We start from the raw sequence: 12297 nt of genomic DNA, 5'->3' as shown, positions 1-12297 counted from the left end.
AGGATGCGGTGGTGGGGATTAGTACCAATCCCAGTTGTTACATCATTAATGATTGCGTCTTTTTCGTCTTGAAAATAAAAATGCAGCGATAAATATACTGACGATGGAAAATATAAAAACGCCTCCAAACGTATATGATTTGAAAGCGCCACTATCACACATCCTTTCGACAACAGCCTCACTAGGCTTTGCGGGATTAACGAATATTGTTATTTCTTTCTCTTTCTGCTTTCTATACACAAGCCTCTTGGCTGCATCGTGTAGCTCATCATTATCATATGATTTCACCCATGAATAACGATTGCCTACATACACCGTATCATTATAGTTATATTCATATGAAACCTTGGGAGAGTAGGAGGTTTTCCAGCGACCATTCGTATCTTGATATTTCAAAGAGTCGACTTCGGCATGAATTATCTTTGCTGGAATCGCATTCCAGTTTTTAGAAATATAACACCCATATCCAATCTTCATCGGCGTGCCAACAGCGACATACACGAGAAGCAAGAACATTGGCGAAAAGAGTAGTATCAATAGAATACGTAGGTACTTTTTAGACATCTATTCAATAATTTCTAGAAAACAGACTTCTATATTAACTGGGTGCCAAAATTCACATTCACGTAATTGCACGGCTTTCGTCGCAAACTTTGTGCTAACGCTGTGATAACGAGCACTTGCCCGACCAAATCTCACCAAACCCATGGACAGAAAACGTAAGGCAGAGTTGTGGAGGCAATAATGGGTAGCGTTGAGGCCTGATGAGCCATTAGCAATAAAAATGGTTGGCAATCAAGTAATATGAAAAGCTTATTGTTCCAAAGCCAACCATTCATCTTTACTAAGTGTCTTTGAGCTTAGGGTGTTGAACGAATGTATCTGATAATATTTTTCTTAATGTGCTTGTCCACGCTATTCCGCCTTTCCGTTGTTTTGATTTTCTATCCGCAATCTGGCTGAGAGCTCGGTAGGGTGTTATCTATTTTTTCACAGCTCATGAAAATGTTGATGTTTGCCTCACAGTAACTTTTCATTGCGACAAGAAGCGAGTCGGCGGCTTCAATTTTGCCATTATCCCGAAGGTGACTTTGAACGATGAGCGCAGTCGCTATAGACTGCTCATAAGTCTTTGATGTTTGTTGTGTGATAGTACCCAAAAATAAGCTAGTTAAAGAGAGTGCTTCGGGTATATCTGACGAAAGTTCTCCGTCACAAGACGATTCAATGGCGAGGGCGTTAGATGCTTTTATGATTTCATTTGCTTCATTGCTATAAGAGTATCGGGATAAATCTAGTTGGCCTTGCGCCATTTTTGAAATCAGTTCATTGTTACGGTCTACGATATTACTGACGAAATAGAGTCCAATGGTAAAGCAAAATGCTGCGCCCAAGGTGAACGCGCTTAGTAATTTCATCCATTGTTTTAGCAATTCAATATTCCTTTTCTACACATAGCAACCTTACTGAAGGTGGCGTATTCAAGTAAGGTCAGTTTCTTGCGTTGATTGCAAAATGTCCTCTTACTCTCGCTTCTATACATCTGTGGCTTACCTTCAGTTGTTCGCCCGATAACTGAATATTCAAAGTGATGGTAACAGTATCTCGCGCTAATTAGTCTTTTATGTCAGAGGCATACGGAGTGATTCACAGTTTATATGTTCTAGCTGCCATTGCTTGGAAAACGTTGCTAAGGGATCGCTGGGCTTTTTCATCATACCCACAAAGAAATGATCACCGAACACAACGTGAAACGCAGTGATAGTAAGGGGTTGCGTCGATACTGATGAGAGATGAACGGGGTCTGGTCATTAGTAATCAAAATGGTTGGCAATCAAACAACATGAAAAGGATATAGTTCAAAAGGCAACCATTCATCTTTACTAAGCGTCTTTGAATTTGAGGGCACTGAATGTATGCAACTGATAAAATTGTGCTTTTCTAAGAGTGCCTGTCCCCGTTGTTCCGGCAAAATGACTAGTTCGAAGCGCTGAATTCATAATTCCATCCGTTATTAAATTTCCTCAGACCAGTTTCCGTTGTCGAATATGTGATTTTCTTTGTGTAAAATGGTTTTGAATCCAAAGTATTGTATGCATGTAGCGTTAGGGAATAAGTCCCACGGCGGCCCATGATCTTAATTCCATCATCCGGAGCGTAAAATGCAATTACATTAGAATAAGAACTTCTTCCATTTATTGAAATTGGAACGAAACCACTTTCAATTATATTGTGTTTTCTAAAAAAACGTGCAGAAAAAACTTCTGTATCTCCGGTTGGTAAATGTTCGGCTAGAATGTCCATATGCTGAACCACACTAGACACCGCCCCTCTATTAGTGAATGTAAGTGGTACTGTTATAACATGGTTACCAGTAGTGCTATCTGGGCCTGCCTCTAAGTATTTAGCTATAAATATATCAACATTATTTTCCATGTGAAATGTCAAATAAAATGTTGACAGGGATATGGAAAATGCAGCCATGCTGATTATATGGGGAATGTACTTTTTCATTATCTACTCCTTTGCCTAATGATGTAACATTTGGATTTTATAAAAATTTTTAATAAACAACGAAAAGGAAGTATAGTGTCGTGTTTTGCTTGAATGTGTCTCGATAACAACACGTTCAAGTGAAAGGAATTACAGGTTCTTGATGACTAGATTATACAAGAAACGTTTAAAAGTCAGTGTCCCACAATTAAAAAACTAATTAATTGGTGTTTTAAATATGATTGACAATTAATATGATGGATTCAACCTTTAGTGAAATTTGTTGCTTCTCAATCCACCCTCTGCGGTGTTCATAGGATTGCTGGGCTTTTTCATCATACCCACAAAGAAATGATCGCCGAACACAACGTGAAACGCTGTGATAGTAAGGGGTTGCGTCGATACTGATGAGGGATGAACGGGGCTTAGTCATTAGCAATCAAAATGGTTGGCAATCAAACAATATGAAAAGCATATCGTTCTGAAGCCAACCATTCATCTTTACTAGGCATCTTTGAGCTTGAGGGCACTGAATGTATGAAATTGATAATATTGTGCTTTTCTAAAATTGCCTGTCCCCGATATTAATATGAAAAGGATATCGTTCCAAGGCCGACCATTCATCTTAACTAAGCGTCTTTGAGCTTGAGGGCACTGAATGTATACAGTTGATAATATAGTACTTTTCTAAAAGTGCCTGTCCCCGCTATCTCGCCATAGTAAGGAGTTGCGTCGATACTGATGAGAGATGAACGGGGTTTGGTCATTAGTAATCAAAATGGTTGGCAATCAAACAAAATGAAAAGGATATCGTTCAAAAGGCAACCATTCATATTTACTAGGCGTCTTAGAGCTTGAGGGCACTGAATGTATGCAACTGATAATATTTTTATTTTCTAAAAGTGCCTGTCCCCGCTATTCAATTCACTTGTTCTACAATGCACAAGTGCCGAATTACTCTTGAAAAATCTGTTATGAGTTAATTTCCACTAACTGTTCTCTTTGTTCGATAAGCTCTGACTTATATTCTCGATACCCAGCTTTAGCAAATACACCTTCAGGAAATGGATTTTTTGCAAATTTATTATGAATACAAATTGCGGAAATTTCAGTAAGTTGTTTGCTACCGAATACTAGAACAGCACAAGAAATGCTTGTGTTTTTCCGATAACTCAAGGCACGTGATTTACCGTGACTATCAATACAAATAGTTCGATCATCAATGCCTAGCCATGAGATATATTCGCCAAACATAGCTTGATGAAGTTCGAATATAGGTGACTCAGAGCGAACAGCAAATTCTCGAACATCTTCGATCGCCACAACACAAAAATCTTTTGCATTCGAGTAGCCTTTTAGTTGACGATTTGCTTCAGAAAGAGCTTTTTGAAATCGCTTCCCATCTAGGTTAACCGACATTGAAACTAAATTATTTTCGTTAAAGCGATTTAATACTTCTTTCTCATCCGGATTCTCACGTATTTCTTTAACTTCGACCAAGATTCGATTCCCATCTAGCTTTGCCTCGAAGTCAGGCGTTTTGCTGTGTGACTCTGCGATCTTGTTTAACGATATACCCAAAACTTCGAAGACAGATAGAGTATTTTTCTCGGAAATATTCATACTTACCACTAACCCATAACAACTTCTCAGCGAGCAACTTGCCCGTTTTGTCCAAAATCAGGCATCCCGACCTAAATATTTGCTTTTTCACTATATTCATAATGCCGTTCATTTGAACAGCATTACATACTGTGCATTCATACTGCTGATAGTACAGTAATTTGCGCAACTTGATGCGTAAAAAAGTCAGCTCTCCAACACACTTTCGAGCAAAGCGGCTGTTCTTTAAGCACCTACAAAAACGCCACGTAATCACGTGGCGTTTTGCTTTCTACATTTCAGCTTTAGCGCTCAAGCCGCTTCCATCTTCACACGGAAGAAGATGGCATAGAACAACGGGATAACCACCAAGGTTAGGATTGTCGCGAACAGCAGGCCAAACATGATGGTGACGGCCATACTCTTGAAGAACGGGTCTACCAAAAGGGGAGCGACACCTAAGATGGTGGTTAATGCGCCCAGCAATACCGGCCTTGCGCGGCTGAGTGCGGCGTCGATAATCGCGTGGTAGGCGGTTTTTCCGTCTTTGATTTCTACGTCGGCTTGGTCGACCAACACAATGGCGTTTTTCACCATCATCCCGATCAGGCTCAAGAAGCCGAGTATCGCCATAAACTCAAACGGCGTTTGGAAGATGATCAAACCGACCGTCACACCAATGATGGCGAGTGGTGCAGTTAACCAAATAACCAATGGCTGACGAATGGCATTGAACATGAAGATGACGGACAAAATCATCGCGGCAAAACCGTATGGCGCTGAAATCACCAAACCTTCGTTCGCGTCTTTTGATGCCTTGTATTCGCCGTACCATTTCAGGGTATAACCTGCGGGCAATTCGAGGGCTTCAATTTCCGTGCGAACCTTGTTGAACGCATCTGCCGTTAACACGCCTGGGGCAGGGTCAGCTTGCACCAGAATGGTTGGGGTGCGGTCAATACGACGTAGCATGTCATCTTGGTACACCACATCGACCGATTCCACGACTTGGCTAACAGGAATGAAACCGCCGACGGTGTGGCTAAACACTTCGGTGTTCTCAATCGCGCGCTGATGGTTACGTTCCGTTTCTGGCGAGCGCACTACAATCGGGATCAAATCATTACCTTCGCGGTACACGCCAACATTGCGGCCTGACAAGGTCTGCGCAATCGCTTGGTTGATCTCTTGTGTCGTCAAGCCATAGCGCTGTGCTTCTTCCGCGGAATAAACAGGGCGTAGCACTGGCACTTGCTGACGCCAATCATCTTGCACGGCAATCAGGTTTGAATCGTTAAGCATGATGGCTTTGGCTTTTTCAGCCAGCTCACGCAACACAGCGCTGTCTGGGCCTTTAAAGCCTGCTTCAATTTTCTTGCCGCCCCCGCGACCAAGCATGAACTTCCATACCTTGATAGACGCATCTGGGTATTTCACAGAAAGCGCGTGTTGCAGTTCGCCAAGCAGTGGCGCGATCTTCTTGTAGTCGTCGATGTCGATCAGCAATTGACCGTAGCTTGGGTTACGCGCTTCGGGTGCGTAGGTCAGCATGAAACGCAAACCACCGCCGCCAATGAAGCTAGAGATATTGGTGATGCCTTCTTTGGCTTGCACATCTTTTTCAATGTTCGCAACCAGCGCTTCGGTTCGCTTGATATCAGAGCCTTGTGGCAAGTAAACATCTACCACAAACTGCGCACGTTGTGATTCTGGCATAAAGCCCGGTGGCACGAATTGCACGCTCCACATCGCGGTGGCGAGTGTGCCAAGTAACATCAACGAACTTACTGCGCGGTGCGCCAATACCCATTGCAGCAAGCCTTTGTAGGCGGTCACAACGCGGCCCGGTTTTTGGTCGGCTTTTACCGCTTTCACTTTGAGGAAATCCAAACAAAGCATCGGCGTGATGGTGACGGCAAACACCCAGCTCAAGAACATGGAATACAAGATCACCCAGAACAGGGAACCTGCGTATTCGCCCATGTCTGAAGGGGACAAACCAATCGCACTGAACGCACAGATACCGACGACAGTGCCGCCAAGCAGTGGCCATTTGGTGGCATTCACCACCTCTGAAACAATGGTTTCACGGTCTTCATCTGGGTTCTGCTGGAAGCGCACCAGAATACCGTCTGTCACCACGATGGCGTTGTCCACCAACATGCCCAGCGCGATGATCAACGCACCCAATGAAATGCGCTGCATGGCGATGTCTTCAATCAACATCACGCACAGTGTGCCCGCGACGGTCAGCAGCAAAACGAAGCCGATGATCACGCCAGAGCGCACGCCCATGAACAGCAGCAACACGACAAAGACGATGGCAACAGCGGCAATCAGGTTATCAATGAAGTTGGTGACAGAATCACGCACCGAGTCGGACTGCATGGAAATAACGTGCAGTTCCATCCCCAATGGGCGTTGGTCATCCAACTCTGCAATGCGCGCTTTTACCGCATCGCCCATGTCGACAACGTTACCGCCAGTGACATTGGAGATACCAAAGCCAATCGCACGTTCGCCGTTGTAGCGCATCAACATAGATGCCGGTTCTTTGTAGCCGCGCGTGACGTCGGCAATGTCGCCCAAACGCAGCACGGTATTGTTGTTGCCGACGGCGATTTGCAGGTTCTTCAAGTCAGCGAACGAATCAATGCTTGAGCTTGGGATCACCGGAATGCGCATGGCATCGGTTTCGATGCTGCCAGCCACAGTCACCATGTTCTGCTTTTGCAGCACTTGGTAGACTTTCTCCGCAGATACGCCGAATTTCGCTAAACGTTCGCTGGAGATTTCAACAAAGATGGTTTCTTGTTGCTCGGCTAACGTGGCGGTTTTGGCGACGCCTGGTACCAGCACTAAGTCACGACGTAAGGTATCGACGTAATCTTGCAGCTGTTTGTCGGTAAACCCTTCGCCAGTGACGGCAAAGAAGAGGGCATATACGTCGGCGAAATCATCGTTGACGATAGAAGGGCCAGCACCGGGAGGGAGCTGTCGCTGCGCGTCTGAAATCTTACGGCGAAGTTTGTCCCACACCTGTTGTAAATCCGCCGCGCTGTTGGCGAATTCGAGTTTGATTTCGACCGTGACTTCGGACATGCCTTGCTTCGAGACGGATTTCACCTCTTTGAGTTCTTGAAGCGATTGCACCGCGCCTTCAATCACGTCCGTGACTTCGTCTGACACTTCTTGTGCGGTTGCACCCGAGTAAGCGGTGTTGATCACGGCCTGACGGATAACGAACTCGGGATCTTCAAAGCGCCCGAGCTTTAAGTAACTGATGTAGCCACCCAGCAGTACGAGGGCAATCAATACCCAAACACTGGTGCGTTTGGCGATGGTGATGCGTGCTAAGTCCATCGATTACGCTCCGCCATTGTTTTTGGTAGACGTGTTGTCGGTATAAGGACGCACTTCCAACCCTTCGCGAATGCTCGATACACCCGCGATCACCACACGCTCACCTTGCGCGAGGTGACTTTTCACCACGATGCGGTTTTTGCTTAATGCACCCACTTCGATAAAGCGTTTTTCGGCTTGGTTGTCGGCGTTGATCACCCACACGAATTGTTTGCCTTGGTTATCAGGAACAACCGCAGTCAGCGGCACCGTCAAAATCTGCGCTTGCTCGTGACCATCGCTCGCGTCAGCAGGGACAACTTTTACTGCCATACCCGGCAAAGCGCGGAAGCCTTTCAAATCATCAAAGCCCAAGACGACAGGGTAGGTTTGGGAAACAGGGTCGGCTTCGGTGGCGTAAGTACGCAAAACCAGCGGGAATTGTTGACCCGGAATGGCGGAAAGCTCGGCCATGGCTTTGGTTTGATTCAAGCCAGATAACATCACTTTATGAGGAATGTTGATCACGACTTCCAAATCACTCAAATCATGCAAAGCAACAATGGTTTCGTTGGCTTGAATTTGAACGTGGTTATCGACGAATTTACGACCAATGATGCCATCGAATGGAGCTTTCAACTCGGTGTATTCAAGTTGACGCGTGGCGTCATCGACGCGGTTTTTCGCTAAGTCGTAGCGCGTAGTAATGGCGTCCAAATCGCTTTTCGAAATGGCTTGGCTTTTGTCGAAAATCGCCTTCGCACGGCGGTATTCAACTTCGGTGTTTTTCAGTTCTAGCTTGGCCGATTCCAACGCGGTTTTCGCATCACGCGCATCGAGCATTGCTAGCACTTGACCTTCTTTTACTTGGTCGCCTTCTTTCACGAACACATCGGTGAGACGGCCGCCAACACGAAACGCCAAATCGGCACGCTCTGCCGCTCGGATCACGCCATTGAAACTCAGTTCATCACTGGCACGCGCAGATACGAGTTCGGTAAGGGCTGGTTTAATCACAGGTGCAGAAATTTGCTGAACCTCTTTCTCGCCACATCCACTCAATAGAAGTACAGACACCGCGATGCTCGCAGCGAGGGTATTGGCTTTGAATGTTGCCAATGCAGACTTTTTAGAAACCATGTTCACCTTTTTCTCCTTAGAAAGAAGGGTCAGGCGCGACCACTGTATGAAGGTTTTTGTGTTTGTTGGTGACTTCTGGTGCGTTCAAATGCCTAGAAGTAAACTCTGGAGTTTATTTTATGCATGTTTTCCGAAAAGGTAAACTCAAAAGTATACTTTGGTGATCTGCCTTGCTAAAGTTGGTGTGTCGGTAAACGGAGAAATGTAATGACACGCTCGGAACAAAAACGTCTGGCCATCATCAATGCGGCGAGAGAAGAATTCATTCGATATGGTTTTATCGCAGCGAACATGGACAGGGTATGCACCTCGGCAGAAGTGTCTAAGCGCACGCTGTATCGCCATTTTGAAAGTAAAGAGGTGTTGTTTGAATCGGTGCTCGCTATCATTCAAGCGTCGATCGATGAAACCGTCAGCTATCCGTTTGACCCAGAAATCAGCGCGTATGAACAGCTAAAAGCCATTAGCCGAAAGGAAGTCGATATTCTTTATCACTCCTACGGCATTCCGCTCACGCGCGTCATCTTGATCGAGTTTCTGCGCCAACCTGACATGGCGCACACCATCATTTCCAAGCTCTATAATGCCAAAGCACTATCGGCATGGTTTGCTGAAGGACTAGAAGCGGGCAAGCTTAAAAACATGACCCCCGAGCTTTTCACTAACACCTATTCGAGCCTGTTCAACGGCATGTTCCTGTGGCCACAAGTTTTCGACATGCGTGCTATCCCAGAAGGAAAGGACATCGACGACAATATTGAGCATGTTGTCAATGTGGTGTTGGGGGCGTGTGGGGTAGAGTAGAGGCAGAACTCTTTGAAAAGTAAGTCAGGCCAACCAAGTGTTTACACTCGAGTGATTTTGCGGGCTAAACAAAAACGCGTTAGTTTAAATCGACAGTGATGAAAATCTGATGGCTTTCGGCCTTCAGGTTTTTTTTTGCTTTCTAGATAAAGATAGTTGTTCGTACAGTGTGTTAATTATATTTTCACCTTCTTTTTCATCACTGTTCTAATGGTATTTCAACATGTTTTATTTCATTTTGACATGTTATGTAACACTTTAAAGTTGGCCTGTTGTATTTATCGTAAATGTTAAATATTTTCGCTAAAAAATGTGTGTTTTTTGGCCGGTTTCATTTAGGTGCAGTGCAATCTTTGAAGTCAGCGCAGAAATCTAGAAGCGAGTTTTAAATCAATATTTTGTGGTGTAAATATAGCGCGCGTTGAGGAACGTCTGTTAGCGCGGGGCTATATCTTACGCGAGCTAAAGCTGGGTAGCTTACAGAATCAGGATAGAAAGCAGATACAGTTTTCTCTTCGCCGGTGTTAGCGTCACTAAATAACGTTTTCACGCATTTTAAAATGCTTGGCCAGAAATTTAACTTACCTTTTATTTTGCTGGTTCGAGTTGATTATTTACTTCGTTATGGAATATATGGATGTATCCACATAATTATTTAAAGCTTCTTTTATTACCGATTATTTTCACCCTGACAGCATGTGGTGAATCTGTCACTTTTTCCCCAGAAATAGGTGATGAAAAACGCTACTGGGCATATGCACATACCACTCGCGATGTGGCGACTAACCCCGAAACAGTGATGCTCAGTGAGAGTTTACTTCACTATAAAGTGGAACAAACGGGAGATGCTCTGAGCTTGCATATTACTCCTGAGCACTTGCAATTTTCGACAGGGCATTCGGGTTTTTCAAGTGTCGATTCGTCCAAACGTAACCCGCAGATACAGAAAATATTTAGCGCTGGCTTTGATGTTTCGCTGAATTCGGAAAGCGGAGAACTGACCGACTTTACCGCAAGAAATAAAGACCAGTGGGAGTCGTTTGTTAAGCGGGGTGGTCAGATCTTGATGAACAGCTTGCAATCAACCATTAACGCGCCGGGGTTCATCCAATCCATTCCGGTGAAAGCTGGCAGCGAAGTGCAATTGACGGACTTTAAAGGCGTTCCTGTCACATTGACGGTTCAGAGTGTTTCTGAAAAAACGGTGTTTGCGACAATGTCTTCTAAAGGCACAGAGGCTTCTTCGGTAGAACAAAACGTTTTAGGAAAACAGCTGTTTGGTCAAATCGAAATCAATCGATCTACCGGTTGGTTAGAAAAGATGCTTCTTGTGATGAATATTCCCGTAGAGGTTTATGGCAAAACCAAAATGACGCAATTCGCTTTTGCCATGCACCCTGAAGATGAATCGGTAGGGACTTTCGCTGAGATTTTTTACAACACCTATTACGATGAAGAGCAGCATTGGTTTGATATTGTTCCGTTATCTAAGGGGCAGCCAACAAACGAGATGCTGACTGCGGAGGACGTCCTACCTTATCCTCGCGGTATGTTGCTTGAAGAAGAGGCGGGTTTTCGCCTTGCGTACCCGACGGACGTAGCTAAACAGCAACAGATCGGGCGAATCGCGTTCCGCGATGTTAGAGGTTATATCGACGGTCAACCTACCGACGTGAAATTTGCTGCACCGCTAGATCAACAATTCATTGATGAAGGGATGAATGTCTCAGCGCATATTCAGCCCTTGGGTTGGCAGATCGAGCGAGAGCTAAATGACCTGGAAACGGTGGCTGCCTTCGTTGATTACTACAACGTTTCGGAGACACGTTACAACGTACCGTGGACAGGCGGGAAAACACAAACATTCCAGTTGGGAGAGATAACGCTCACTGCCACTTTGGTTGCTGGGACACAAAATGAGTACCGACTTGAATATACCAATACTGTTAATAGCCGATTAGCGTTAACTGTCGGCGGACTTCAAGGTCAAATCAGCTTCCCATCAGATCCTAACCTCCCGTCGTGGTTGGCCCCGAGTTCAAAACAAATGCTTAGCTTCTTAGGAAATTCAGTTCTCCAACAGAATGTTATTGCAGTGAAGCTCTTTTCAGCACCCACTGAAGTGACCTTCATTGTGCATAGTCAAAGCGACGTACCGAGTTTTACACGTGAAGTGGTTTTTTGGGATCAAGCGTGGTTCTTGTCCAGTGCTGAAATGCCGCCTATGGGTATAGTGCCTTCAGATAATTATTTGTTTGACGTGAAAGACCTGGCAACGTCAAGCGAGCAAGAATCAACGTTTGATTTTAATAATGACCTGCACATCGATACCGAATCTCCTCACAACGCGGTTGTTGCACTGCCTTATGTCTGGGAGAACGTGTGCCAATTTAGTATTGATAATACGCCGCACGTTAGCGGCCATCCTTTGGTATGGAAACCGCAACCGAAAACCAGTAATGACGTAGCGGGTGGGCCGACAAAGATTGAAGACAACACGACGGCGTATCAATTTACGACGCCAGATGGCATACGACGCTATTTCTATGACATGGAAATCACAACGCGTTTATCGTGTGAAGGAACGCCGTCATGGGAAGAGATGGCGCTTGCCCCGAGTCCATTTCCTTGGCTGATTGATGTGAGTAAGGTAGCCGGTTTTGACCCTCAGCAATCAGTGAAACAGTTCATCAGCGGATACCGAATTTACAATAAACATGGTGAACCTTTGTCACCCATCGATCGATATGGCAAAGCGCTGACTGCCGGCGATAGCCCGCTTTCAGAGGCTCTTTTTGATGGAACCTACATCAAAATGTCAGGCAAAATTTCTCGCATTGAGCACTTCAGTGTGGAGGGTGAGCCGTTAGAGAGAGTCTTCGTGACAATGTTCCCACCGCTGGCGAAAGGATAAGA

General features: G+C 45.1%; 8 protein-coding genes and 2 pseudogenes. 2 read left to right on the top strand and 8 right to left on the bottom strand.

Features of this window, described 5'->3' with window-relative positions:
* Window positions 1-45: 45 nt before the first annotated feature.
* The 8 genes and pseudogenes from A1OO_RS18460 to A1OO_RS18435 form a co-directional block, all read right to left on the bottom strand.
* The gene (locus tag A1OO_RS18460; RefSeq protein ID WP_241819178.1) at window positions 46-477 is read right to left on the bottom strand and encodes a DUF3592 domain-containing protein; all 432 of its coding nucleotides are present in this window, start codon (window positions 475-477) and stop codon (window positions 46-48) included.
* Window positions 478-944: 467 nt separating this feature from the next.
* A complete protein-coding gene (locus tag A1OO_RS18455) occupies window positions 945-1433 on the bottom strand; it encodes a hypothetical protein (RefSeq protein WP_241819176.1) in 489 nt (162 codons plus the stop codon).
* Between the two features lie 304 nt (window positions 1434-1737).
* Window positions 1738-1812 (bottom strand): annotated as a pseudogene (locus A1OO_RS23850) (transposase); the annotation flags it as partial.
* A 165-nt stretch (window positions 1813-1977) separates the two neighbouring features.
* A complete protein-coding gene (locus A1OO_RS18450; RefSeq protein WP_017004021.1) occupies window positions 1978-2514 on the bottom strand; it encodes a hypothetical protein in 537 nt (178 codons plus the stop codon).
* Window positions 2515-2764: 250 nt separating this feature from the next.
* Window positions 2765-2926: pseudogene (locus A1OO_RS23845) on the bottom strand (alpha-amylase family glycosyl hydrolase); the annotation flags it as partial.
* Window positions 2927-3465: 539 nt separating this feature from the next.
* Window positions 3466-4116 (bottom strand): hypothetical protein, encoded by a 651-nt coding sequence (locus A1OO_RS18445; protein WP_017004020.1) that lies wholly within the window; start codon window positions 4114-4116, stop codon window positions 3466-3468.
* A gap of 291 nt (window positions 4117-4407) precedes the next feature.
* Window positions 4408-7458 (bottom strand): efflux RND transporter permease subunit, encoded by a 3051-nt coding sequence (locus A1OO_RS18440; protein WP_017004019.1) that lies wholly within the window; start codon window positions 7456-7458, stop codon window positions 4408-4410.
* Between the two features lie 3 nt (window positions 7459-7461).
* A complete protein-coding gene (locus A1OO_RS18435; protein WP_017004018.1) occupies window positions 7462-8583 on the bottom strand; it encodes an efflux RND transporter periplasmic adaptor subunit in 1122 nt (373 codons plus the stop codon).
* A 201-nt stretch (window positions 8584-8784) separates the two neighbouring features.
* Between A1OO_RS18435 and A1OO_RS18430 the strand changes: the two genes are divergently transcribed.
* Window positions 8785-9381, top strand: coding sequence for a TetR/AcrR family transcriptional regulator (locus A1OO_RS18430; RefSeq protein WP_017004017.1), 597 nt, complete (start codon window positions 8785-8787; stop codon window positions 9379-9381).
* A gap of 637 nt (window positions 9382-10018) precedes the next feature.
* A complete protein-coding gene (locus A1OO_RS18425; protein WP_017004016.1) occupies window positions 10019-12295 on the top strand; it encodes a hypothetical protein in 2277 nt (758 codons plus the stop codon).
* Window positions 12296-12297: the final 2 nt, after the last annotated feature.

Origin of the sequence: Enterovibrio norvegicus FF-33 (assembly GCF_000286835.2) — a bacterium.
Lineage (GTDB): Bacteria > Pseudomonadota > Gammaproteobacteria > Enterobacterales > Vibrionaceae > Enterovibrio > Enterovibrio norvegicus_A.
This window is presented reverse-complemented; position numbering and strand designations above follow the sequence as displayed.

Excerpts from the sequence above, each read along its gene's own strand:
- A1OO_RS18450 (WP_017004021.1), bottom strand. The coding sequence starts at position 2,514 with ATGAAAAAGTACATTCCCCATATAATCAGCATGGCTGCATTTTCCATA.
- A1OO_RS18440 (WP_017004019.1), bottom strand. The coding sequence starts at position 7,458 with ATGGACTTAGCACGCATCACCATCGCCAAACGCACCAGTGTTTGGGTA.
- A1OO_RS18445 (WP_017004020.1), bottom strand. The coding sequence starts at position 4,116 with ATGAATATTTCCGAGAAAAATACTCTATCTGTCTTCGAAGTTTTGGGT.
- A1OO_RS18425 (WP_017004016.1), top strand. The coding sequence starts at position 10,019 with ATGTATCCACATAATTATTTAAAGCTTCTTTTATTACCGATTATTTTC.
- A1OO_RS18460 (WP_241819178.1), bottom strand. The coding sequence starts at position 477 with ATGAAGATTGGATATGGGTGTTATATTTCTAAAAACTGGAATGCGATT.
- A1OO_RS18430 (WP_017004017.1), top strand. The coding sequence starts at position 8,785 with ATGACACGCTCGGAACAAAAACGTCTGGCCATCATCAATGCGGCGAGA.